General features: G+C 62.7%; 20 protein-coding genes. 15 read left to right on the forward strand and 5 right to left on the reverse strand.

The annotated features are described in order from the left end of the window. Positions 1–56 precede the first annotated feature (56 nt). Complete coding sequence (locus Q0J75_RS07120; RefSeq protein ID WP_297198793.1) at positions 57–1,646, reverse strand: sensor histidine kinase; 1,590 nt, start codon at positions 1,644–1,646, stop codon at positions 57–59. Next, positions 1,636–2,310: a response regulator transcription factor gene (locus Q0J75_RS07125; RefSeq protein ID WP_297198796.1), complete on the reverse strand. Its 675-nt coding sequence runs from the start codon at positions 2,308–2,310 to the stop codon at positions 1,636–1,638. Before Q0J75_RS07125 ends, Q0J75_RS07120 begins: the two co-directional genes overlap by 11 nt. A 264-nt stretch (positions 2,311–2,574) precedes the next feature. Between Q0J75_RS07125 and Q0J75_RS07130 the strand changes: the two genes are divergently transcribed. Then, positions 2,575–2,916, forward strand: coding sequence for a cupin domain-containing protein (locus Q0J75_RS07130; RefSeq protein ID WP_297198799.1), 342 nt, complete (start codon positions 2,575–2,577; stop codon positions 2,914–2,916). A 12-nt stretch (positions 2,917–2,928) separates the two neighbouring features. Continuing rightward, positions 2,929–3,885, forward strand: a complete 957-nt coding sequence (locus tag Q0J75_RS07135) for an L-lactate dehydrogenase (RefSeq protein WP_297198802.1) — start codon at positions 2,929–2,931, stop codon at positions 3,883–3,885. Between the two features lie 78 nt (positions 3,886–3,963). On the opposite strand, the gene Q0J75_RS07140 is transcribed toward Q0J75_RS07135, so the two are convergent. After that, positions 3,964–6,534: an FAD-dependent oxidoreductase gene (locus Q0J75_RS07140; RefSeq protein ID WP_297198804.1), complete on the reverse strand. Its 2,571-nt coding sequence runs from the start codon at positions 6,532–6,534 to the stop codon at positions 3,964–3,966. Positions 6,535–6,658: 124 nt separating this feature from the next. On the opposite strand from Q0J75_RS07140, the gene Q0J75_RS07145 reads away from it, so the two are divergent. The 9 genes from Q0J75_RS07145 (at position 6,659) to Q0J75_RS07185 (ending at position 15,560) form a co-directional block, all read left to right on the forward strand. Next, positions 6,659–7,543 (forward strand): LysR family transcriptional regulator, encoded by an 885-nt coding sequence (locus Q0J75_RS07145; RefSeq protein WP_297198806.1) that lies wholly within the window; start codon positions 6,659–6,661, stop codon positions 7,541–7,543. A 217-nt stretch (positions 7,544–7,760) separates the two neighbouring features. After that, positions 7,761–8,504, forward strand: a complete 744-nt coding sequence (gene larE, locus Q0J75_RS07150) for an ATP-dependent sacrificial sulfur transferase LarE (protein ID WP_297198808.1) — start codon at positions 7,761–7,763, stop codon at positions 8,502–8,504. 9 nt (positions 8,505–8,513) lie between these two features. Next, positions 8,514–9,272, forward strand: a complete 759-nt coding sequence (gene larB / locus Q0J75_RS07155) for a nickel pincer cofactor biosynthesis protein LarB (protein WP_297198810.1) — start codon at positions 8,514–8,516, stop codon at positions 9,270–9,272. Then, positions 9,269–10,540, forward strand: a complete 1,272-nt coding sequence (larC, locus tag Q0J75_RS07160) for a nickel pincer cofactor biosynthesis protein LarC (protein ID WP_297198813.1) — start codon at positions 9,269–9,271, stop codon at positions 10,538–10,540. The genes larB and larC overlap by 4 nt, the downstream gene beginning before the upstream one ends. 11 nt (positions 10,541–10,551) lie before the next feature. Then, positions 10,552–12,126 carry an ABC transporter substrate-binding protein gene (locus Q0J75_RS07165; RefSeq protein ID WP_297198815.1) on the forward strand — a complete coding sequence of 525 codons (1,575 nt, stop codon included), beginning with the start codon at positions 10,552–10,554 and terminating at the stop codon, positions 12,124–12,126. Between the two features lie 67 nt (positions 12,127–12,193). Next, on the forward strand, positions 12,194–13,192 hold the full coding sequence (locus Q0J75_RS07170; protein ID WP_363315718.1) for an ABC transporter permease: 999 nt from the start codon (positions 12,194–12,196) through the stop codon (positions 13,190–13,192). After that, a complete protein-coding gene (locus Q0J75_RS07175; protein WP_297198821.1) occupies positions 13,189–14,013 on the forward strand; it encodes an ABC transporter permease in 825 nt (274 codons plus the stop codon). The genes Q0J75_RS07170 and Q0J75_RS07175 overlap by 4 nt, the downstream gene beginning before the upstream one ends. A gap of 12 nt (positions 14,014–14,025) precedes the next feature. Next, positions 14,026–14,955, forward strand: coding sequence for an ABC transporter ATP-binding protein (locus Q0J75_RS07180; RefSeq protein ID WP_297198824.1), 930 nt, complete (start codon positions 14,026–14,028; stop codon positions 14,953–14,955). Continuing rightward, positions 14,952–15,560: an ABC transporter ATP-binding protein gene (locus Q0J75_RS07185; RefSeq protein ID WP_297198828.1), complete on the forward strand. Its 609-nt coding sequence runs from the start codon at positions 14,952–14,954 to the stop codon at positions 15,558–15,560. Before Q0J75_RS07180 ends, Q0J75_RS07185 begins: the two co-directional genes overlap by 4 nt. A 147-nt stretch (positions 15,561–15,707) precedes the next feature. Here Q0J75_RS07185 and hcp read toward each other — a convergent pair whose 3' ends face one another. Both hcp and Q0J75_RS07195 read right to left on the reverse strand, forming a co-directional pair. After that, entirely contained in the window at positions 15,708–17,348 is a 1,641-nt protein-coding gene (gene hcp, locus Q0J75_RS07190; RefSeq protein WP_297198831.1) for a hydroxylamine reductase, read from the reverse strand. Positions 17,349–17,471: 123 nt separating this feature from the next. Continuing rightward, on the reverse strand, positions 17,472–18,377 hold the full coding sequence (locus tag Q0J75_RS07195) for a LysR family transcriptional regulator (protein WP_297198835.1): 906 nt from the start codon (positions 18,375–18,377) through the stop codon (positions 17,472–17,474). A gap of 140 nt (positions 18,378–18,517) precedes the next feature. Between Q0J75_RS07195 and Q0J75_RS07200 the strand changes: the two genes are divergently transcribed. The 4 genes from Q0J75_RS07200 to Q0J75_RS07215 all read left to right on the forward strand — a co-directional run bounded on the left by Q0J75_RS07200 (position 18,518) and on the right by Q0J75_RS07215 (position 23,058). Beyond that, the gene (locus tag Q0J75_RS07200; RefSeq protein ID WP_297198838.1) at positions 18,518–19,462 is read left to right on the forward strand and encodes a flavodoxin family protein; all 945 of its coding nucleotides are present in this window, start codon (positions 18,518–18,520) and stop codon (positions 19,460–19,462) included. A 105-nt stretch (positions 19,463–19,567) separates the two neighbouring features. Further along, positions 19,568–20,074: a hypothetical protein gene (locus tag Q0J75_RS07205; protein WP_297198841.1), complete on the forward strand. Its 507-nt coding sequence runs from the start codon at positions 19,568–19,570 to the stop codon at positions 20,072–20,074. Between the two features lie 83 nt (positions 20,075–20,157). Next, positions 20,158–22,149: an FAD-dependent oxidoreductase gene (locus Q0J75_RS07210; RefSeq protein WP_297198844.1), complete on the forward strand. Its 1,992-nt coding sequence runs from the start codon at positions 20,158–20,160 to the stop codon at positions 22,147–22,149. 105 nt (positions 22,150–22,254) lie between these two features. Next, positions 22,255–23,058, forward strand: coding sequence for a DAPG hydrolase family protein (locus Q0J75_RS07215; protein ID WP_297198846.1), 804 nt, complete (start codon positions 22,255–22,257; stop codon positions 23,056–23,058). Positions 23,059–23,174 lie beyond the last annotated feature (116 nt).

Here is a 23,174-nt window from a genome sequence, read left to right on the forward strand (position 1 = left end):
ATAAAGGCAGGAGAAAGAAAAAACTCCGGACCGAAATCGGTCCGGAGTCTGACAATTCAGTGGGACAAGGTTGGTGGACAGAGGGGCAGGGTAAGCACAAATTCGGTGCCCTGGCCTGAGGCTGGACGGGGAGAGAGAGAAATGGAGCCGCCGTGTAGCTCCATGATCCGCCGGGTGATGGACAGGCCCAGGCCGCTGCCCTGGCCGGAACGGGCGTCGCTGCCCACCACGAAGGGCTCGAAAATATCCCTGGCCCGCTGGGGCGGGATGCCCACCCCGTTGTCCGCTACCGATAAAACAGCTTGATTGTCCTGGGCGGATACCCGGAAGAAAAGCATGGTGCCCAGCCGGTTGTGGCGCAGGGCGTTGGACAGCAGGTTGTCCAGAACCCGGCGGAATTGCAGGGGGTCCAAGGCGCAGCGGATGGGGTGGTCCGGCAGATCGACCTCCAGACCGAAGCCGGCCAGATCGATTTCATCATACTTTTCCGCCAGATAGGCCCGCAGAAACTCGCACAGGTCGGCGGGCTGCGTGTGGAGCACAAATTCCGGGTGTTCCACTTTGCTGTACTCGTGGAAGGCGTTGACCAACTCGGTGAGGGCGGCAGCCTTGCCCTGAATGGCCCGCAGATAGCGTTCCTGCTCCTGGGGCGGTACCTTGCCGTCACAGATGGCGTCGATATACCCGGCAATGACGGTGATGGGGGTCTTTAAGTCGTGGGAAATATCGGCGATAAGCTTCTGACGCCCCTGATCCAGCCGCCGCCGCTCCGCCTCGCTTTCGGCCAGCCGGTCGGAGAAGCGGTCAAAGCTCTCCCCGATGCGGCGGATCTCCCTTGTGCCGCCACAGTTCCCCACCCGGACCATACGGCCCTCCGCCTGGGACACCACCGCGTCGTTGAGCCGCCGCAGGGGCCGCCCGATCCGGCAGCTCAGCCACCAGATAAACAGTCCTGCGCTGAGCAGATAGAGGGGCAGAAAGAGCAGCCAGATTTTCCAGGAACTCTGGTAACGCTGGGCATAGTCGGCGTCGCTGAGCTGGACCTCCCGCAGCAGCACGGTCATAGATGCCCCGTCCCCATCAGAAAAGAGCCCCCGTGAGAGGATGCTGTCGGAGAACCGGCGGCCGGACAGATAGGAAAACTCCTGGGGAGTGTAGGCGGTTTTTTCCTCCTCCGCCCCGCCGAAGATCACCTGATAGTTCTGGTCCAGCACCAGGGTGTCCACCTCGCCGGTATCGGCGGATTGGCGGAGCACCAGGTAGCGGGGCGCGCCGTCCCTGCCGGTCTGCTCAAAGGTGCGGACAATGACGTTGGCGTCCCACAGAGGCACACAGGACAGCTCCCCTTCGGTGCAGGTCGGGTCAAATGCCCCGGCGGAGGCGTAAACCAGAACCCCATCCCCGTCATAGACCGCGAAAGCGCTGCCTCCGTCTCCGGTGTAGCGGTCCAGCTTGTCAAATTCCCCCGCCGTGAGGGCGGGGTCGGCCATCAGCCCGGCCCAGTCCGCCGGCTGATAAAGCCGCTCCAGCCACAGATTCCACAGCAGAAAGATCCCCCCGGTAATGGCCAGCAGGGTGAGGGTGAAGAGCAGATAATTGCGCACCAGCAGACCGAACAGGCTGCCGGGAACCGGTTTACTTTTCAAGCTTGTATCCCAGTCCTCTCACGGTGATGATGTAGCGGGGATTTTTGGGGTCGTCCTCCAGCTTGTCCCGCAGCTTGGAGATGTGGACCATCATGGTGTTGTCATCCCCCTCAAAATAGGGCCCCACCGCACCCTCATACAGCTGGATCTTGGTAAAAATGCGGCCGGGGGAGCGCATCAGCAGAGCCAGGATTTTGTACTCCATGGGGGTGAGGGCGATGGGGATTCCCCTCTTGGTCAGCTGGCAGGTGACGGTGTCCATGCTCAAATCCCGAACTTGCAGCACATCCCGTCCAGCTCCCCCCGCCCGGCGGAGCTGGGCTTTGACCCGGGCCACGATCTCCACCGGGTTGAAGGGCTTGGCGATGTAGTCATCCGCCCCCAAGTTGAGCCCCAGAATCTTGTCATTGTCCTGGCTTTTGGCGGACAGGATGAGAATGGGCAGCTGGCTGTACTGCCGCAGAGCCCGGGTCAGCGCAAAGCCGTTGAGGCCGGGCATCATGATATCCAGAATGGCCATATCCGGGCTGTGAGCCCGGGCCAGCTCCAGGGCCTGGTTGCCATCCTCCGCCTCCAGAACCCGAAAGCCCTCGCCCTCCAGGTAGAGCCGCAGCAGGTCCCGGATGTCCGCATCGTCCTCCGCGATCAGGATCAAGGGTGCCATGGGCAACGCCTCCTTGTCAGTTTGATGGTTTTATTGTAGCATGAGAAGGGCACGCCGGGAAAGCCCGCTGGGTTTCAAAAAAGCGATCCTTTGTAAATCTTAAGAATACAAACATCCGGCCGTGCTGGTTCGGGGAAAGAAATTGCAGTTATGTTGCATCTGCAACGGATGAAGGGAGGAAAATCCGGTATGATAAAAGCAATCAACCAGTCCGGGGTACACAGCCGACGGCAGCCCCGGCACAAGAAAAAGGAGCGTTCAGATATGGCTTATATCAAAAATATCGAACATGAGCGGGCGCTGACCCTGGCCAATCAGGTGAGCGTGCAGCCCGGTCAGATCGTCAGCCGGACTTTGGCCCAGAATCCCTACGTCAGCGTCACCCTCTTTGCCTTTGCCCAGGGGGAGGAGATCGGCACCCACGACTCCGAGGGGGACGCCATGGTGCTGGTGTTGGAGGGCACCGGGCTTTTCACAGTGGACGGGCGTGACTACCAGCTTCAGGCCGGGGACACTCTGGTGATGCCCGCCAAAAAGCCCCACGCCGTCCATGCCCCCCAGGACTTTAAAATGCTTCTGACTGTGGTCTTTCCCACAAAAGAATAAGAGGTGTATTTCATGAGCAAACCCATTGTCAATCCCAGAAAAGCGGCCGTGGTGGGCTGCGGCTTTGTAGGCTCCGCCACTGCCTTTGCCCTGATGCAGAGCCACCTGTTTTCCGAGCTGGTGCTGGTGGATGTAAACTTCGACAAGGCCGACGGCGAGGCCAAGGACATCGCCCACGGTATTCCCTTCGCCGGGGCCATGAAGATCTACGCCGGCACCTATGACGATATTGCTGACGCCGCCATCATCATCGTCACCGCAGGGGCCAACCAGAAGCCGGAGGAGACCCGGCTGGACCTGGTCCACAAGAACGTGGCCATTTTCAAGACCATCATCCCGGAGATCGCCAAGCGGGATTTCCAGGGCATCCTGCTCATCGTCTCCAACCCGGTGGATATTCTGACCTATGCCGCCCTCAAGCTTAGCGGCCTGCCGGAGCAGCGGGTCATCGGCTCGGGCACCGTGCTGGACACCGCCCGGCTCAAGTACCAGCTGGGCCAGCACCTGAGTGTGGACAGCCGCAGCGTCCACGCCTTCATCATCGGCGAGCACGGGGACAGCGAGATCGCCGTGTGGAGCAGCTCCAACGTCTCCGGCATCCCCCTCAATGATTTCTGCGAGATGCGGGGCCACTACAACCATGGGGCCGCCATGGAGGAGATCGCCGAGAAGGTAAAGAGCAGCGCCTACGAGATCATCGCCAAAAAGCACGCCACCTACTACGGCATCGCTATGTCGGTAAAGCGAATTTGTGAGGTCATTGTCCGCAACGAGAAGTCCATCCTGCCGGTGTCCACCATGCTCCACGGCCAGTACGGCATCGAGGGCATCGCCCTGAGTATGCCCGCCATCGTGGGGCTGGACGGAGTGGAGACCCATGTGCCCATCGTGCTGGACGAAAAAGAGAAGGCCCAGCTGCTCCACTCGGCGGAGACCCTGAAGCAGGTGGCCGCCACCCTGGATCTGTAAGAAAACATGAAAATGGGGTGCTGCGTGTGCAGCGCCCCATTTTTATAGGAATAAAGTAGTTGAACTTGGGAAAACGCCTCAGCAGCTGGCGCCGCCGATGACGGTCTTGTCCATGATGGCCTGCTTGTCGATGGCGCCATGGAGCAGCTTGTCCTCCACGTAGTCGAAGCCCAGCCGGGCGATGGTGTCGGAGAAACGCTCGCCGGTCTGGCCCTCGTCCCGGAAGAAGAGAATGGCCTTCTCCACCAGGGCGATGACCTCCTCCTCGCTGGTGAAGATCTTGGACAGGGGCCGTCCGGCGGCTACCTTCTTGCCCCAGCGGCCACCCAGATAGATCTTGTAGCCGTAGGTGCTCTCGGTGAAGGCGCCGAAGGGGCACTTCTCCAGGCAACGGCCGCAGTGGTTGCAGGCCGCGGGGTCAATGACCGCCTTGCCGTCCTGCATGGACACAGCCTGGATGGGGCAGGCCTTTTCAATCTGGCACACCTTGCAGCCCTTGCACTTGTTCAGGTCGGGCTCAGGCACACGCTGGCCGATGATGCCCAGGTCGTTCAGGTCGGGCTTGACGCAGTTGTTGGGGCAGCCGCCCACGGCGATCTTGAATTTATGGGGCAGGGACACGTCGTGGTAGCCCTTGTAGAACAGCTCGTGGAGCTTCTCGCTCAGATCGAAGGTGTCAATGAGGCCGTACTGGCAGGTAGTACCCTTACAGGACACCACGGGGCGCACCTTGGAGCCGGTGCCGCCCACGTCCAGCCCGGCGGCGCTGAGGAACTCGATCAGAGCGTCCACATTCTGGTAGGGTACCCCCTGGATTTCCAGGGTCAGGCGGGTGGTCATGGTGACCTCGCCGGAGCCGAACTTCTCGGCGGCCTCAGCCACAGCGGCGTGCTCGGCGGTGGTGAGCTTGCCGTTGCGGGTGATCACCCGGACGTTGAAGCAGTCGGGGGTGCGTTTGTCCCACAGGCAGCCCAAACCCTTGAGGCGCTTGACCTCAGTGGGAGGCAGAGCGGCCCCGGCGGGACGGGGGACCTTTACCTGGTTGAAGGTGACGCCGCCCTCCAGCACTTTGGTGTTGGTGTAGCCGTAGAACTTCAGGCGGCTCTGGAGGAAGTAGCCCCGCTTGCCCCGGTTGCACACCAGCAGCAGCTTCTCGTCCTTGCCGATGCCCTCCAACGGGCCGTTGACCTTGCCCAGTTCCACCCAGTGGGCGCCGGGAATGGAGGGGGCGGGCTGCACATCAATGACCTTGTAGTCCTTGGCCGCCCCGGCCAGGTACTCGGCGGGGGTGAAGGTATCCAGCACCCCGGCCAGCTTGTTTTCCAGCACATAGCAGGCCTGGACAAAGGGGTGGATGGCGGTGGAGAAGGGGGGCGCATAGGCCAGGTCCAGATCGTTGAAGGCGTCAATGGTCAGTCCGGCGGACAGGCCCACCACGGCGATGTCTACCATCTTGTCCACCGCGCCGGAGCCCATGACCTGGATGCCCAGCAACTTGCGGGTATTCCGGTCGGCGATCAGCTTGGTGAGGAAGCTGGAAGCACCGGGATAGTAGTGGGCCTTGTCGTCACAGGCGCACACCACGGTGACGGGATCAAAGCCCTCGGCCTTGGCCTGGGCCTCGGTGAGGCCGGTGCGGCCGGCGTTGAGCTGAGGCAGCAGCTTGACCACACCGGTACCCAGGCAGCCGCTGTAGGGGGTGTCGGTGCCGGTAATGGTCTTGGCCAGAGCCCGGGCGGTAAGGTTGGCGGTAGAGCCCATGGCGGACCACTGGGGCTTGCCGGTGAGGCGGTTGTAGACCATGGCGCAGTCGCCGGCGGCGTAGATGTCGGGCAGATTGGTGCGCATCTCACTGTCCACCACCACGGTGCCCTTGAAGAGCTCAATGCCGGTGTCCTTCAAAAATTCGGTGGCGGGGCGCACGCCGATGGCCAGCACCACCACGTCCGCGGCGATGGGGCCACCGTCGGTGACCAGACCGGTGGCCTTGTCGGTGCCGGTGACCGACTGGATACGCTGGCCGGTGACCACCCGGATGCCCGCCTCCTTCAGCTTGCGACGGGCAAAGTCGGCCATCTCGGGGTCAAAGGCGTTGGGCATGATCTGGTCGGCAAAGTCCACCACTGTCACGTCCAGGCCCTGGCTCTTCAAATTCTCGGCGATCTCCAGGCCGATGAACCCGGCCCCAGCCACCACCGCCCGGCGGCAGTTGTTGGCGGCTACATAGTCCCGCAGGCCCACCGCGTCGTCGGGGGTGCGCATGGGGAAGACGCCGGGCAGGTCCTTGCCGGGCATATCGGGTACAAAGGGGACGGCGCCGGTGGCGATAATCAGCTTGTCATAGGACTCGGTGAAGGGCTGGCCCTCCAGCAGGCCGCTGACCGTCTTGGCGGCGGGGTCCACATGGGTGACCTCGCAGCCGGTGACCACCTGAGCGCCGGTAAGACCGGCGTACTTCTGGGGCGTGTTGACGATAAGTTCCTCCCGGGTGCCGATGAGCCCGCCCACATAATAGGGCAGACCGCACCCGGCATAGGAGATATCACGGCCCTTGTTGAGCACCTTTACTTCCACACTGCGGTCCTCCCGCTTGATCTTGGCCGCGGCTTTTGTTCCGGCGGCCACGCCGCCGATCACCAGAATACGCATCATAGCTCCCCCTTGGCAAAAATTTTAGGTCGTTTCACTTGCAGTCAGTATAGCACCCTGATACAATAAATTAAAGTTTTTAAATCTTATTGCATGATAGAAAATTCTTATGGGGTGATGGACCGTGGTGGACTACCGTATCCGCACCTTTCTGGTGCTGTACGAGACCATGAACTACCGCAAGACCGGGGAGCAGCTCTGCCTGAGCCAGCCGGCGGTGAGCCAGCAGATCCGGGGACTGGAGGAGAAATACGGCTGCAAGCTGTTTGTGTACGACGGCAGGCGGCTCCACGCCACCCCCCAGGCCCACCGGGTGGCGGAGTACGCCCGCACCGCCCTGTACAATGAGCAGCGGCTGGTGCAGGAGCTGGCAGGCCCCTCGGCCCGGGAGATCCGGGTAGGAGCCACCAAGACCATCGGGGAGTTTGTGGTGGCCGAGGCCCTAAGCCGGTATATCCGCCAGTCGGGGGACAGCCTGACCATCACGGTGGATAACACCTCGGCCCTGCTGGGGCAGCTGGAGCACGAGCAGCTGGACTTCGCCCTCATCGAAGGGGCCTTTGACCGGGATAAATTCGGCAGCCGTCTGTTTCGTAGGGCCCGGTTTGTGGGGCTGTGCCGCAGGGACCACCCCTTCGCCGGGCGCACCGTCTCCCTGGAGGCGCTGGCCGGGCAATGTCTGGTGGTGCGGGAGGAGGGCTCCGGCACCCGGGGGATTCTGGAACACGCCCTGGCCGAGCGGGGGTACTCGCTCCAGCTCTTTTCCCGGGTAATCTGCGCCAACCAGTTCTCCCTTATCACCCGGTTTGTGGCGGAAGGGGCGGGGGTGACCTTTGCCTATGAGCCGGTGGCGGCGGGCCAGCCGGAGCTGGCTTTTTTCCACCTGGATTGCCTGGACGAGCATCGGGAGTTCAGCCTGGTCTATCTGAAGGGCACCCACGTATTCCCACTGGTACAGGAGGTGCTGGGGCCTCTGGCCCCCTCCGGCCTGGAGGATGGGGCAGAATGAACGAAAAATGCTTGCAATGGGTCAGGCGATATGATAAAGTAGAAAAGCACCGGGGATTGCGACCCACGATCCGGCAGGAAGCCGGACAGCGCGGCCAGAGCCGCATCAGGCGCGATCACGACCCCCGGAGCCATTTTTGACTTGTAGGCATACCAGGAAGGTATCTGTTCCCCTCAGGGGAGCGGATGCCTTCTTTTTTTGCAAAAGGAGAACAGACATGACGTTGGAGCAGTTTTTCCAGGAGGTCCCAAAGGCGGCGCTGGCCTTTTCCGGCGGGACCGACTCGGCCCTGCTGCTGTGGGCGGCCAAGACCTACGGCTGCCAGCTGCGGGCCTATTACGTCCACACCGCCTTCCAGCCCGCTTTTGAGCTGGCCGACGCCAAAAAACTGGCGGCAGAGCTGGATATGCCCCTGACGGTGGTGGAAATTGATGTGCTGGCGGTGCCCGAGGCGGCGGCCAACGGACCCCGGCGGTGCTACTACTGCAAGAAGGCGTTGTTTACCACGCTGCGGGAGCGGGCGGCGGCCGACGGCTACACTGTGCTGCTGGACGGTACCAACGCCTCGGACGACGCCGGAGACCGGCCCGGGATGCAGGCCCTCCGGGAACTGGAGGTCCGCTCCCCCCTGCGGGAGTGCGGCATCACCAAGGACCAGGTGCGGCAGCTGTCCAGAGAGGCGGGGCTGTTTACCTGGAACAAGCCCGCCTACGCCTGTCTGGCTACCCGGGTGCCCACCGGTACCGCCATTACTCGGGACAGGCTGGAGAAGGTGGAGCAGGGGGAAGACGCCCTCTTCCAGCTGGGCTTCACCGACTTCCGGGTGCGGCTGCTGGGGGACGCCGCCCGCATCCAGCTGCCGGCGGACCAGATGGAACGGGCGGTCACTCTGCGGCAGGAGATCACCACAGCCCTGGCGGGGGATTTTTCCACCGTCCTGCTGGATTTACAGGGGAGATAGGAGGATACCATGGACAACAAGCACGATATTCTGGAGCTGCTGCGGGCGGTATCGGCGGGACACACCACCCCGGAGGACGCTCTGCTGGAATTAAAAACCCAGCCTTTTGAGGATTTGGGCTATGCCAAGGTGGACTTTCACCGCTCGGTCCGCCAGGGGGCGGCGGAGGTGATCTACGGCGCGGGCAAGACCCCGGAGCAGATCGCCGGCATCGCCTCCGCCATGGGAGAGCGGGGGTGCAAGAATATCCTCATCACCCGCATGGGGGAGGAGGCCGCCCGCATTGTGGAGCAGTCCGTTCCCCTGGACTACCGGCCCATCCCCAAGCTGGGCATCGCTTTCCCTGGAGAGCGGGCCTCTCTGGGCCACATCGTGGTGGCCACCGGCGGCACCAGCGACATGCCGGTGGCGGAGGAGGCCGCCCTCACCGCCGAGGTCATGGGCAACCAGGTCACCCGGCTGTACGACGTGGGGGTGGCGGGGCTCCACCGGCTGCTGTCCAACCTGGACACCATGATGAGCGCCCGGTGCGTCATCGCCGTGGCGGGCATGGAGGGGGCGCTGGCCTCCGTGGTGGGCGGTCTGGTGGACTGCCCGGTGGTGGCGGTGCCCACCAGCGTGGGCTATGGCGCCAGCTTCGGCGGCCTGTCCGCCCTGCTGGCTATGCTCAACTCCTGCGCCTCGGGGTGCAGTGTGGTCAACATCGACAACGGGTTCGGGGCCGGGTATCTGGCCAGTATGATCAACCAAATGGAGGGATTACAGTGAAAACACTTTATATTGAGTGCAATATGGGGGCAGCGGGGGATATGCTCATGTCCGCCCTGTACGAGCTGCTGGAGGATAAGCAGGGATTTCTGGACACCATGAACGGCCTGGGCCTGCCCGGCGTCCGGGTGGAGGCGGCCCCCGCCGTCACCAGCGGCATCGCCGGGACCCACATGAAGGTCACCGTCCACGGGGAGGAGGAGGATGAACACCTCCACCACCATGAGCATGACCATGGGCACCACCACGACCACGACCATCCCCACGACCACGAGCACCATCATCACCACGATCATCCCCACGACCACGAGCACCATCATCACCACCACGCCACCCCCGGCCACATCGCCGGACTGATCGACCACCTGCCCCTGCCGGAGGAGGTGCGGACCCACGCCAAGGGGGTGTATGACGCCATCGCCCAGGCCGAGGCCAAGGCCCACGGCTGCCCGGTGGGTGAGGTCCACTATCATGAGGTGGGGGCCCTGGATGCAGTGGCCGACGTAGCGGGCGTGTGCTACGCCCTCTATCTGCTGAAGCCGGAGAAAATCGTGGTGTCCCCCATCCATGTGGGCAGCGGCACCGTGAAATGCGCCCACGGCATCATGCCGGTGCCCGCCCCCGCCACCGCGGCCCTGCTGGCAGGGGTGCCCACCTATGGCGGACAGGTGCAGGGGGAGCTGTGTACCCCCACCGGGGCCGCCCTGCTGGCCCACTTTGCCCAGTCCTTTGGCCCCATGCCGGTGCTGAGCGTGGAGAAAGTGGGCTACGGCGTGGGCACCCGGCAGTTTGAACAGGCCAACTGTGTCCGGGCCTTCTGGGGCGAGAGCCAGGAGGGCGGCAACGGTGAGATCGTGGAGCTGGTGTGCAACATCGACGACATGACCGGTGAGGCCCTGGCCTTTGCCGCGGAGCGGTTACTGGCAGCGGGGGCTCTGGACGTGTACACCACACCCGGCACCATGAAGAAGGGCCGCCCCGGTCAGGTGCTCACCGTGCTGTGTGAGCCTGGAATGGAGCAGAATCTGGCTCAGGCCATCCTGTGCCACACCACCACCAACGGCCTGCGGGTGCGCCGGTGTGAGAAGTACTTCCTCACCCCCGGCAGCAAGACGGTGGAGACCCCCTGGGGCGCCGTGGGCGTCAAAACGGCGGAGGGGTTTGGGGTATACCACGCCAAGCCAGAGTATGAGGACGCCGCCGCCCTGGCCCGGTCCCACGGTCTGCCCCTGTCTGCTGTGCTGGACGAAGTACGTAAGCGCCTGTAAGGGAGGAACCCATGAAACGAATCTTTGCTCTGCTGCTGTCCCTGGCCCTGACCGCCGGACTGCTGGCCGGGTGCGGCGATCAGGAGAATACCGCCGCCACCCCCACCCCGGCAGCGGACAAGGACAGTGTGGTCATCGCCATGGGCCCTACCTCCGAGCCCGAAGCCGGGTTTGACCCCGCCTATGGCTGGGGGGCCGGGGAGCACGTCCACGAACCTCTCATCCAGTCCACCCTCACCGTCACCAACACCGATCTGACCATCGGCTATGATCTGGCAACCGATATCCAGGCCAGCGATGATGGCCTTACCTGGACGGTCAAGATCCGGGACGATGTGAAATTTACCGATGGCCAGCCCCTCACCGCCTCCGACGTGGCCTTTACCTACAACACCGTCAAGGCGGCCAGCTCGGTCAACGACTTCACCATGCTGGACTACGCCGAGGCCACCGACAACACCACCGTGGTCTTTCACATGGTCACCCCCTTCTCCATCTGGCCCTACACCATGGCTATTGTGGGCATTGTGCCCGAGCACGCCTATGACGCTGCCACCTATGGCTCCAATCCCATCGGCTCGGGGCGGTACATCCTCAAGCAGTGGGACAAGGGCCAGCAGGTAATTCTGGAGGCCAATCCGGACTACTACGGGGAGGCCCCCAAGCTCAAGCAGGTGACCATCCTCTTTATGGAGGAGGACGCCGCCTTCCTGGCGGTCCAGGCCGGGCAGGTGGATCTGGCCTATACCTCCGCCACCTATTCCGACCAAAACCCCGCCGGGTACAGCCTGGCAGCCTATGACAGCGTGGACAACCGGGGCTTCAACCTGCCGGTCATCGAAGGCACCCTTACCGGCGATGTGCTGGTGCGCCGGGCCATCAACATTGGAGTGGACCGGCAGGAGATGATTGACAACGTGCTCAATGGCTACGGCATCCCGGCTTACAGCGTGTGCGACCAGATGCCCTGGTACAACCCGGCCTCTCAGGTGGATTATGACCCAGAGGGGGCCGCCGCCCTGCTGGATGAGGCGGGGTGGACCATGGGGTCTGACGGCGTCCGGGAGAAGGATGGGGTAAAGGCTGAGCTGAATCTGCTCTACCCCACCAGCGACTCGGTGCGGCAGGCATTGTGTGCCGACTTTGCCAACCAGCTGGGAGAATTGGGTATCTCCTGCACTATGGAAGGAGTGGGCTGGGATACCGCCTATGACCGGGCCCAGACCGAGCCTCTCATCTGGGGCTGGGGAGCCCACACTCCCATGGAGCTGTACAACATCTATCACACCATCGGGGACACCGGCACTGCTCAGTATTCCCCCTACGCCAATGCCACTGTGGACGCCTACATGGACCAGGCTCTCCAATGCTCCGATCTGGAGGAGTCCTATGAGCTGTGGCAGAAGGCCCAGTGGGACGGCGCCACCGGCGTGACCCAGGAGGGGGATATCCCCTGGGTGTGGCTGGTAAACGTGAGCCACCTGTACTGGGTGAAAGATGGCCTCCAGGTGGCAGAGCAGAAGATCCACCCCCACGGCCACGGCTGGTCCATCGTCAACAACGTGGACCAGTGGAGCTGGGAGTAAGATCTGCCGCCGCGTGAAACAAAGCTCCCGCCGGAACCACCCTGCCCCATTCCAACGGAAAGAAGGAATTGTCTTGAAGCACCGCCTGCTGTTTACGGGCAAAAAACTCATCCGCATGGTTTTGCTGCTGCTGGGGGTCAGTCTGGCAGCCTTCCTGCTCATGTCCGCCTCCCCTCTGGACCCGTTGCAGACCAATGTGGGCCAGGCCGCCCTGGGCACCATGAGCCAGGAGCAGATCGCCAAGCTGGAGGACTACTGGGGGGTCAATACCCCGCCGGCGGAGCGCTACCTGGGCTGGCTGGGGGACTTTGTCCGGGGGGACATGGGCACTTCCCTGCTCTACCGCCAGCCGGTGAGCACCGTCATCGGCCAGCGGCTGCAAAACTCTTTGTGGCTCATGGCCTTTGCCTGGGTCATCTCCGGGGTGCTGGGGCTGACGCTGGGCGTCATTGCCGGGGCCAACCGGGGCAGGCTGGCGGACAAGCTCATCCGGGGCTACTGCCTGCTCATCTCCTCCACCCCCGCTTTCTGGCTGGCCCTGCTGCTGCTGGTGATCTTCTCGGTGTGGCTGGGGCTGTTCCCCATCGGTCTTTCGGTGCCCATTGGGGCGGACGCATCCTCCGTCACCCTGGCAGACCGGCTCTACCACGCCTTCCTCCCCGCTCTCACCCTCAGCATCACCGGGGTGGCCAATATCACCATGCACACCCGGGAGAAAATGGCCGACATCATGGAGAGCGACTATGTGCTCTTCGCCCGGGCCGGGGGGGAGTCGGCGCCATCCATCGTTCTGCGCCACGGCCTGCGCAACGTGGCCCTGCCCGCCATCACCCTGCAATTTGCCTCTATCATTGAGATCTTCGGCGGCTCGGTGCTGGTGGAGCAGGTGTTCTCCTATCCCGGCCTGGGTCAGGCCGCCGTCAGCGCCGGTCTGGGGTCCGACCTGCCCCTGCTGCTGGGCATCACGGTGGTGAGCGCCGCCATCGTCTTTGGCGGCAACCTGATTGCCGATCTGCTGTACGGCGTGGTAGATCCCAAGATCAGAAGGGGGGCGGCCAAAAGATGAAAGCCTGGAACGGGCGGAAAAACGCCCTCTTTCTGCTGGCCGCCGCCGCCCTGGTGCTGTGCGCCGTGGCAGTGGCCGGGGGCCTGCTGGGAGAGCAGGCTATGGTCACCGACTTTACCCGGAAAAATCTGGCCCCCTGCGGGCAATTCCTCTTCGGCACCGACTGGATGGGGCGGGATATGCTCTCCCGCACCCTGACCGGCCTGTCCCTCAGCATCCGCATCGGCCTGCTCACCGCTGCCGTCAGCGCCATCATTGCCCTGGCCTTGGGCGTGGCCTCCGCCGTATGTGGCGGGTGGGTGGACGGGGTCATCTCCTGGTGTATTGACCTGGTGATGGGCATTCCCCACATTCTGCTGGTGATGCTCATCTCTCTGGCCTTTGGCAAGGACTTTGTAGGGGTGGTGGCCGGTGTGGCCCTCAGCCACTGGCCCTCTCTGGCCCGTGTCATCCGGGGGGAGGTGCTCCAGCTGCGGGGGGCGGTATATGTCCGCACGGCGGAAAAGCTGGGGGTGCCCCGGCTGGCCATCGTCCGGCGGCACCTGCTGCCCCACCTGCTGCCCCAGTTTCTCACCGGTCTGGTGCTCCAGTTCCCCCACGCCATCCTCCATGAGGCCAGCGTCACCTTCCTGGGCTTCGGCCTGTCCCCGGAACAGCCTGCCATCGGGGTCATCCTGTCGGAGAGCATGAGCTACCTCACCACCGGAAAGTGGTGGCTTGCGGTGTTCCCCGGCCTAAGCCTGGTACTCATCGTGATGCTCTTTGCCGCCATGGGGGAACAGCTCCGTCGCCTGCTGGACCCGGCCAGCGTGCACGCCTGAGGAGGAATGGATATGGAACCGATTTTACAAGTGAAGGACCTGTCCATCTCCTTCACCCAGTACGGACGGGGCACCCGGCAGGTGCTGCTGCCAGTCATTCAGGATTTGTCCCTTACCATTCGCCCCGGACAGGTGGTGGCGGTGGTGGGGTCCAGCGGCTCAGGCAAGAGCCTGCTGGCCCACGGCATCCTGGGCATTCTGCCCTACAACAGCCACATGGCGGGGGAGATCACCTTTTTGGGCCAGCCCCTCACCCCCAAGCGGGCGGAGGCCGTCCGGGGAACAGAGATCGTGCTGGTGCCCCAGGGGGTGACCTACCTGGACCCGCTGATGAAGGTGGGCCCCCAGATCCGCAAGGGGCGGCGGGACCAGAAGGCCCGGCAGGCCAGCCGCACCGCGCTGAAGCGGTATGGTCTGGGGGAGGAAGTGGAATCCCTTTACCCCTTTGAACTGTCCGGCGGCATGGCCCGGCGGGTGCTCATCGCCACAGCAGCGGCCGAGACCCCCAAGCTGGTCATCGCCGACGAGCCCACCCCCGGTCTGGACGCCCGATCAGCTCAGCGGGTGCTGGGCCATTTCCGGGAGCTGGCCGACGGAGGGGCAGGGGTGCTCCTCATCACCCACGATTTGGAGCTGGCCCTCACCATTGCCGACCGGGTGGCGGTGTTTTACGCCGGGGAGACGGTGGAGGAGGCCGATGCCGCCGACTTTACGGCGGGCAAGCTGCGCCACCCCTATACCCGGGCCCTGTGGAACGCCCTGCCTCAGAACGGCTTTGTGCCCATTCCTGGGGCCCAGCCCGGCCCAGGGGAGGTAGGGAAAGGCTGTCCCTTCGCGCCTCGCTGTCCCAAACAGCGGCCTGAGTGCCTGTCACCGGTATCCTATCGGGAATTGGAGGGTGGGCTGGTGCGCTGCCTGTACCCGGAAGGAGAGATGGTATGAGTCTGGAAGCCAAACAACTGACCTTCGGCTATCGGGGAAAAAACCGGAAACGGGTGCTGGAGTCGGTGGACCTGACGGTGGCCCACGGAGAGCGCCTAGGACTGGCAGGCCCCAGCGGCCGGGGCAAAACCACCCTGTGCAAGCTGCTGTCGGGGTTTGAGGCTCCGGATGGAGGGACGGTTCTGGTGGACGGTAAACCCTTACGGGACTACCGGGGTATCTGCCCAGTGCAGATGATCTGGCAGCACCCGGAGACAGCGGTGGACCCGCTGATGAAGCTGGGGGACACCCTGCGGGAAGGGGGACCGGTGGAGGAGGAGCTGCTGGAGGCCCTCCACATCCAGCCCGCCTGGCTGGAGCGCTACCCCGCCGAGCTGTCCGGGGGAGAGCTCCAGCGGTTCTGCATCGCCCGGGCTCTGCGGCCTGGGGTCCAGTATCTGCTGTGCGACGAGATCACTGCCATGCTGGACCTCATCACCCAGGCCCAGATCTGGACCTTCCTATTGGAGCAGGTGGAGCGGCGCGACTTGGGGCTGGTCATTGTCAGCCACAACGCCCCACTGTTGGAGCGGCTGTGTACCCGTATCCAGGACCTGGACAAATAACCTCTGACAAAGAAATCGCGCAGCGTTCCGCCGCGCACATCTCCTCGAAAAAATGCTTGCATTTTTGAAAAGCGTGTCGAGGTTTCTTGACACGCAGACGGACCGGCAGGTGATGCCTGCCGGTCCGTGTTTTTGTGGGCAATATATTCAGGCATTGTCACCGAAGAAGAGCTTCATGTCGTCCTCCACGGTACCGATACCGGCGATACCGAAGTTTTCCACCAGCACCTTGGCTACGTTGGGGCTGAGGAAGGCGGGCAGAGTGGGGCCCAGGTGGATATTCTTCACCCCCAGGTACAGCAGGGCCAGCAGCACAATAACCGCCTTCTGCTCATACCAGGCAATGTTGTACACGATGGGCAGGTCGTTGATATCGTCCAGGCCAAAGACCTCCTTCAGCTTGAGGGCAATGACTGCCAGAGAGTAAGAGTCGTTGCACTGGCCCGCGTCCAGCACACGGGGGATACCGCCGATGTCCCCCAGGTCCAGCTTGTTGTACTTGTACTTGGCGCAGCCGGCGGTGAGGATTACGGTGTCATGGGGCAAGGCCTTGGCAAACTCGGTGTAATAGTCCCGGCGCTTGGCCCGGCCGTCGCAGCCCGCCATAACCACGAACTTCTTGATGGCCCCGCTCTTGACGGCCTCCACCACCTGGTCCGCCAGGGCCAGCACCTGGGCGTGGGCAAAGCCGCCTACGATCTCGCCGCTCTCAAGTTCGGTGGGAGGCGCGCACTTCTTGGCGTGCTCAATGAGGGCGGAGAAGTCCTTCTGCTCCCCGATGCCGCCGGGGATATGCTTGCAGCCGGGGAAGCCCGCCGCGCCGGTGGTGTACAGCCGGTCCTTGTAGCTGTCCTTGGGGGGCACGATGCAGTTGGTGGTCATGAGGATGGGACCGTGGAAGGCCTCGAACTCCTCCTTCTGCTTCCACCAGGCGTTGCCGTAGTTGCCCACGAAGTTGGGGTACTTCTTGAAGGCGGGATAGTAGTGGGCGGGCAGCATCTCGGAGTGGGTGTACACATCCACTCCGGTGCCCTGGGTCTGCTCCAGCAGCATCTCCAGATCCCGCAGGTCGTGGCCGGACACCAGAATACCGGGGTTTTTGCCCACACCGATGGACACCTTGGTAATCTCAGGATTTCCATAGGCGGTGGTGTTGGCCTTGTCCAGCAGGGCCATACCCTCCACGCCATACTTGCCGGTCTCCAGGGTCAGGGCCACCAGATCGTCCACGCTGAGGCTGTCGTCCAGGGTAGCTGCCAGGGCCTTTTGCAGGAAGGCGTCCACCTCGCTGTCGTCCTGGAGCAGGGCGTTGGCGTGCTTGGAGTAGGCGGACAGGCCTTTCAGTCCATAGGTGATGAGCTCCCGCAGGGAGCGGATGTCCTCGTTCTCGGTGGACAGCACGCCCACGGTCTTGGCCTTGGCCTCCCAGTCGCCTTCTCCGTCCCACAGGGCCGCCTCAGGCAGGCTGTTGGGGTCCTTCACCTGGGCCAGCAGCTCGGCCCGGGTCTGAAGAGTGGCGCAGATGCGCTCCTCAATGGCCTTTTTGTCAAAATTGGCGTTGGTGATGGTGGTGAACAGGTTGAGGGTGATGAGATGGTTGACCTCCCCCGACACCGGCGTGCCCTGGGCCCGCAGGGCGGTGGTGATGGCGGACAGGCCCCGGGTCACATAGACCAGCAGGTCCTGCATGGCCGCCACGTCGGGCCCCTTTCCGCAGACCCCTACCTTGGTGCAGCCGGTGCAGCCGGCGGTCTCCTGGCACTGATAGCAAAACATATTGTATTCCATGGATGGTCCTCCCTTGGGTTGTGGGTTTTTGTCGTTCTGGGGGCAGTATACGATACTTTCCCCCGCCGGTCTGTTGCAGCAGCAACAAAAATAACCGGTTTTTTCTCCCACATGCCCTGGGGGTCAGAACAGACCGGGTTGTTCCACCAAATAGCGTTGGATCAGGTCGGTGAACCAGCTTACCGCCGGGTTCTCCGACTGCCTGCGCCACGCCACCCCCACCTCAATGACAGGACTGGTGCCGTCCAGGGGCAGAAAGGCCAGGTCGGTGTACATGTACTCCCGGATATGGTAGGGCAGGATGGCCAGGGCCTGACCGCACTGTACCGCGAATAGCACATCCTCCATAGCGGGGTACTCCGCCACGATTCGGGGGGTAAAGCCCATGTCCCGGCAGATTTCCCGGAACTGCTTGTACATATAGCTGCCCCCCTCCCGGGAGAGACAGACAAAGGGCTCGGTGGCCAATCTGCTGTAGTCAATAGAGGTGTTGTCCAGACAGGAGTGGTCCGGCGGGCACACCAGGCAGTAAAAATCCGCCACCAGCCGGCGGCAGTGGTACTGGTTCAGTCCCTGCAAGTCGGACAACACGGAAAAGGCCAGGTCAAAGGTCATCTCCTCACAGCCCTTTTGCAGGTCCTCCGCCACCCCCCGGATCAAATCAATGCGCACCTGGGGATAGAGGCTGCGGTACTCCCGCATGAGCTGTGGGAGAAAATGCCGGCATGGGCTGTTGAGGTAGCCGATCTTCAATTCCAGGTTCTCAGTCTGTTCCGCCTGACGCATCCGCTTCTGGGCCCGCTCTTCCAAGTCCAACATCCGCTTGGCGTCCTCCAGAAAGAGCTCTCCCGCTCGGGTCAGGGAAACACTGCGGGTGGTGCGGAGGAACAGTTTCACCCCCAGTTCCCGCTCCAGGGCGGAGATCTGGTGGGTAATAGCGGGCTGGGTCACATAAAACGCCCGGGCCGCCTCGGTAAAATTCCGGTGGCGGGCCACCGATAGAAAATAGCGCAGCTGGTCCATATTCATGGTGGTATCCCCTCCTTTGCTGACTCTATTATAAATTGATAAACGGATTTTATCAATGGACGAAAAAAGCTGAATTTCTCTTTTTTGCACCAAGGTGTTACCATATCTACGCAAAAATATTGTGCGAAGGAGCAATGGAAATGGGTTTTCAAGTCATGGGCGTTACTGCCGGCCGCAAAGACAGCAACTGTGAGATCCTGCTCAAGGAGGCCCTGCTGGCCTGTCAGGAGATGGGCGCCGAGGTTCGTATGATCAACCTGAAGGATTACGACCTGCTGGACTGCGACGGCTGCACCTCCTGCACCATCGGCATGTCCATGGGCAAGAATGTGGGCTGCCCCCTGGACAAAAAGGACGACAAGAAGAAGATCATGGACGTGATGCTGGATCAGGACGCGGTCATCTTCTCCGCCCCCACCTACGATCTGATGCCTTCCTCCCTGTTTCTCAAGTTCATGCACCGCAACCTGGCCTATGAGTCGGCCTTCCTCACCAAGATTGGCGCCATCGCCCCCCGGGACCGGGTGGGCGGCCTCATCGCGGTAGGCGGCTCCACCCGCTCCTGGCAGTCCATGGCCCTGGAGTGCATGCAGGCCACCACCTTCACCAACAGCTTCAAGATCGTGGACATGTACATGGCGACCCAGGTGCCCGCCCCCGCCCAGGTACTTCTCTATGAGGAAAAGCTGGCCCGGGCCCGCGAGATGGGCCAGAACATCATGAAGGCCCTCAACACCCCCGTGGCCGAGCGCAAGTGGCTGGGCGACCCCGACTACGGCTGGTGCCCCAACTGCCACTCCAACGCGCTCTGTCTGGGTGAGCCCCAGTGGAAGGGCCTCCAGTACCCCATCGAGTGTGTGGTGTGCGGCGCCGGCGGCACCCTGGAGCAGACCGAGGACGGCCGCTGGAAGTTCGTCATCGCTGAAAACGGCCTGGAGCGGGACCGCACCACCGAGGAGGGCCGGGGCGTCCACTGTGACGAGATCGCCGAGACCCAGGGCGGCTTCTTCATGGACCCCGCCAAGCGCCAGCTGGTGGCCGAGCGCCTGCCCAAGTATAAAAACATCCAGTTCCCCGGCATCTGATCGCATATCTCCGCTCCATTCCTTGTTGCCGGCGGTCTGACCGCCTCTCTCCCCGGTTTCCGGGAGGAGACCGGGGAGCCATTTTTACCATGGAGGGATCCCCACATGTTTCGTAAAGATCAGTTTGGAATCGTATTCAATACCATCTTCGCTATCATGTTCGCTATCATCCTTCCCATTTACATCGACAGTGTCAATATGCTCCGCATGACGGGCAGCATCCAAATCATCCCGCTCTTGCAGACGGTCAGCAAGGACTTTGTCATCGGCTTCGGCGTCAGCTTTACCATTGGTACCTACATTGACCTCAAGGCCATGGGCGATGCCTTTGCCCGTCTCGTTGGGCTCAAAAATGAGAAGAGCCTGCCCTTCCACCTGGTACGGCTGGCCAGCATCGTCTTTGTGATGGTGGTTCTCATGAGCCTGATTATGATGTTTGTCTCCGCAGGCTACACCATGCCGGTGGGCGCCTTCTTCATGGGCTGGCTGATGAGCTTCCCCATGACCTATGTGGTGGCCTACGTACTGGCGTTCATCACCTTTGGTTTCGGCCTGCCCCTCACCATGGCACTGTGTACCAAGCCCCCCAAAAGAATGCCCGCCCATCCCTGATCTCCAGAAGCATTCCTGCCGCTGGCTGTTCAAGCATCAGCAGATCCAATTCCCTGGCATTTAGCGAAAGGAGTCCTGTTCCCATGAAATTTGAGCATCTGTTTTCCCCCATGCAGGTGGGAAAGGTGACCTACCGCAACCGCGTCGTCAGTGCCCCCATGGCCTTCGGCCTGATCGTGCAGAACCCCGCTGCCCGTGACTTTACTTACCGTAAGCTGGAGAGCAGCGCCAAGGGCGGCAACGGCTGCGTTATCGTGGGCGAGACCGACGTCAACTTCACCGACGCCGTCCGTATCCCCGGCTTCCGTCCCTTTGACTTTGCCAAGCCCGAGGAGGACATGGAGACCTTCAACGCTGTAGGCGAGTATGCCCGCCGCATTAAGCGCCACGGCGCAGTGGCCCTGGCTGAGCTGGTCCACTGCGGCAAGGAGAAGGTGCCCTTCGGCCCCGGTCAGGAGGCCATCGGCCCCATTGAGACCACCAATCTGGCTGGTGTGAAGGTCCGCCCCATGAACGAGGACGACATGGTCCGGGTGGCCAACGACTTCGCCGTCTGCGCCACCTATATGCAGAAGGCCGGCTTTGACGGCGTGCTGGTCCACGGCGGCCACGGCTTTATCTTCACCCAGTTCCTCTCCCCCTTGATGAACACCCGTACCGACAACTACGGCGGTTCTCTGGAGAACCGTGCCCGGTTCCCCCTGATGATCCTGAAGGCCATCCGTGAGGCGGTGGGCCCCGACTTCCTGGTGGAGCTGCGCATTGACGGCACCGACCACCAGCCCGGCGGCATCACCCCCGAGGAGACCGGCGCGTTCATCGCCATGGCCGAGCCCTACATCACCTCCGTCCATGTGACCTGCGGCATCTATGAGGAGTCCGTCAAGTCCGGCACCGAGAGCTCCATGTTCCACGCCCACGGCCTGAACATCGACAACGCCGCCATCATCAAGAAGTACACCAAGCTGCCCGTGGGCGCTGTGGGCGGCATCAACTCCCCCGAGATGTGCGACCAGGCCATCGCTGAGGGCAAGATCGACTTTGCCATTCTGGGCCGTCAGATGCTGGCCGACCCCGAGTTTGCCAACAAGGCCCGTGAGGGCAAGGAGGATCAGATCCGCCGCTGCCTGCGCTGCTACAAGTGCTTCCCCGGCTCCCCCGAGGAGGGCTATGACGACCTGCCCTTCACCAGCGAGGAGCTGGCCCTCTACGTGGGCCACTGCACCATCAACCCCCTGGCTCACCTGCCCTTCGATCCCGATACCCTGGCCCCCGCCTCCAAGCAGGAGACCGTCCTTATCGTAGGCGGCGGCGCCGCCGGTCTCCAGGCCGCCATTACCGCCTGCGACCGGGGCCAGAAGGTGATCCTGGCCGAGCAGGAGGGCTATCTGGGCGGCCTGCTGCGGTTCACCGACGTGGACACCGACAAGCCCGACCTGATGAACTTCAAGAATCTGCTGGTCCGGGAAGTGGAGCGCCGGGACATCGACGTGCGGCTCAACACCACCGTTACCCCGGAGAACATCGGCTCCTTTGGCGCTGACGGCGTCATCTTTGCCACCGGCTCCCTGCCCTCCTGCCCCCCGGTGCCCGGCATCGAGCATGCCCACAAGGCCATGGATATGTACGACGGCAAGGTCAAGCCCGGCCACAAGATCGTCATGGTGGGCGGCGGCCTGGTGGGCTGTGAGGCCGGCCTGTTCCTCCAGAAGACCGGCCATGAGGTCACCGTGGTGGAGATGCTGGACCGGCTGGCCAACGAGTCCTTCGGCATGTACCGTGAGGCCCTGATCTGGGAGATGGAGAAGTGCCACATGGGCATGATGCCCAAGACCCGCTGCCTGGAGATCACCCCCACCAGCGTGAAGGTGGAGAATGCCGACGGGGTCCAGACCCTGGAGGCCGACACCGTTCTCTTCGCCCTGGGCATGAAGAGCGTGGACATCTCCGCCCTGAAGGAGGCCGCCGAAGCCAAGGGCCTCAAGACCTGGGTCATCGGCGACGCCATCCAGCCCGGCAAGGTGGACCAGGCCACCCGCAGCGCCTATCTGGCCGGTATTGAGGTGGGCAAGTAAGTCCCAGCCCCCCAAAAATCTTACTTTTTCCCTTGAAAGCCTTGGCTTTCAAGGGAAAAAGTGTTATCTTAGTATTATATGACAATCAGAAAGGAAGGAATCACCATGCCTGAACGCGCGCCGCTGACCGCTGAAGAGCGTGCCCTGCCCTACGCCAAGTTCTACGACCTGCCCATCACCCCCATTCCCGAGGACAAGCTGGCGGTACTGGCCGGCGGTCCTATCGACCCCGCCCTGGCTCTGAAGATCGAGGACCGGAACGACCTGTTCCTCCCCGGCGATCTGCCCTGTGAAATTGGCTACTGCGTCATGGAAAACGGCGCGGGCTTTTTGGCTAACCGCACCTTCATGCCCGGGGTCACCCCCGAGATGTTTGACTGGTGGTTTGCCTGGCACAGCCTGGAGGACCTGCGCTACCGGATCTGGGACCCCGAAGACCACTTCTACGCCCGGCAGCAGAACCGGGAAAAGACCCTGGACCAGTCCCTCCCCATGCGGGAGCGCACCTGGGGCACCCAGCACGTGGTGCTGGAGGACATCGGCGGCGGCCCCGATCCCCTGATCCTCAACTTCCGCTACCCCCACGAGATGGGCTATGACGAGTCCAAGGTGGGCACCGAGGCCTGCGCCACCATGATGTGCGCCAACGGCCACGGCCCTGTTCCCGGTGAGGGTGTGGCCGCTATCATGACCCACTTTGTCCGCGAGGTGGAGGGCGGCATCGTGCTCCGCTCCCGGTTTTGGATCGGCTACGGCCTGGTGGACGGCCAGCTGGTGAAGCTGGTGCCCGACGGAGTGTCTGTCCCCCTGGAGATCGTCCAGGGCCTGTTTGCCCACAACCTGAAGGAGTTCGGCCACCTGGCCGCCATCCTGCCCCAGGTTTACGCCGAGAACAAGGATAACTGGTAATTTTTACATAAGAGAGGGAGTGCTGTATAGCAGCACTCCCTCAGCCTGTCGAGAAACCCGGTTTATGCATCAAGCATAAGCCGGGTTTCTGGCGTATAGAGGCCAAAGAAGTACAA

This window comes from uncultured Flavonifractor sp. (assembly GCF_944385615.1).
Classification (GTDB): Bacteria; Bacillota; Clostridia; order Oscillospirales; family Oscillospiraceae; genus Flavonifractor.

Coding starts and splice junctions, on each gene's coding strand:
- Q0J75_RS07215 (WP_297198846.1), top strand. CDS start 22,255: ATGCCTGAACGCGCGCCGCTGACCGCTGAAGAGCGTGCCCTGCCCTAC.
- Q0J75_RS07130 (WP_297198799.1), top strand. CDS start 2,575: ATGGCTTATATCAAAAATATCGAACATGAGCGGGCGCTGACCCTGGCC.
- Q0J75_RS07180 (WP_297198824.1), top strand. CDS start 14,026: ATGGAACCGATTTTACAAGTGAAGGACCTGTCCATCTCCTTCACCCAG.
- larE (WP_297198808.1), top strand. CDS start 7,761: ATGACGTTGGAGCAGTTTTTCCAGGAGGTCCCAAAGGCGGCGCTGGCC.
- Q0J75_RS07175 (WP_297198821.1), top strand. CDS start 13,189: ATGAAAGCCTGGAACGGGCGGAAAAACGCCCTCTTTCTGCTGGCCGCC.
- larB (WP_297198810.1), top strand. CDS start 8,514: ATGGACAACAAGCACGATATTCTGGAGCTGCTGCGGGCGGTATCGGCG.
- Q0J75_RS07135 (WP_297198802.1), top strand. CDS start 2,929: ATGAGCAAACCCATTGTCAATCCCAGAAAAGCGGCCGTGGTGGGCTGC.
- Q0J75_RS07200 (WP_297198838.1), top strand. CDS start 18,518: ATGGGTTTTCAAGTCATGGGCGTTACTGCCGGCCGCAAAGACAGCAAC.
- Q0J75_RS07205 (WP_297198841.1), top strand. CDS start 19,568: ATGTTTCGTAAAGATCAGTTTGGAATCGTATTCAATACCATCTTCGCT.
- Q0J75_RS07210 (WP_297198844.1), top strand. CDS start 20,158: ATGAAATTTGAGCATCTGTTTTCCCCCATGCAGGTGGGAAAGGTGACC.
- Q0J75_RS07140 (WP_297198804.1), bottom strand. CDS start 6,534: ATGCGTATTCTGGTGATCGGCGGCGTGGCCGCCGGAACAAAAGCCGCG.
- Q0J75_RS07165 (WP_297198815.1), top strand. CDS start 10,552: ATGAAACGAATCTTTGCTCTGCTGCTGTCCCTGGCCCTGACCGCCGGA.
- Q0J75_RS07195 (WP_297198835.1), bottom strand. CDS start 18,377: ATGAATATGGACCAGCTGCGCTATTTTCTATCGGTGGCCCGCCACCGG.
- Q0J75_RS07125 (WP_297198796.1), bottom strand. CDS start 2,310: ATGGCACCCTTGATCCTGATCGCGGAGGACGATGCGGACATCCGGGAC.
- hcp (WP_297198831.1), bottom strand. CDS start 17,348: ATGGAATACAATATGTTTTGCTATCAGTGCCAGGAGACCGCCGGCTGC.
- Q0J75_RS07185 (WP_297198828.1), top strand. CDS start 14,952: ATGAGTCTGGAAGCCAAACAACTGACCTTCGGCTATCGGGGAAAAAAC.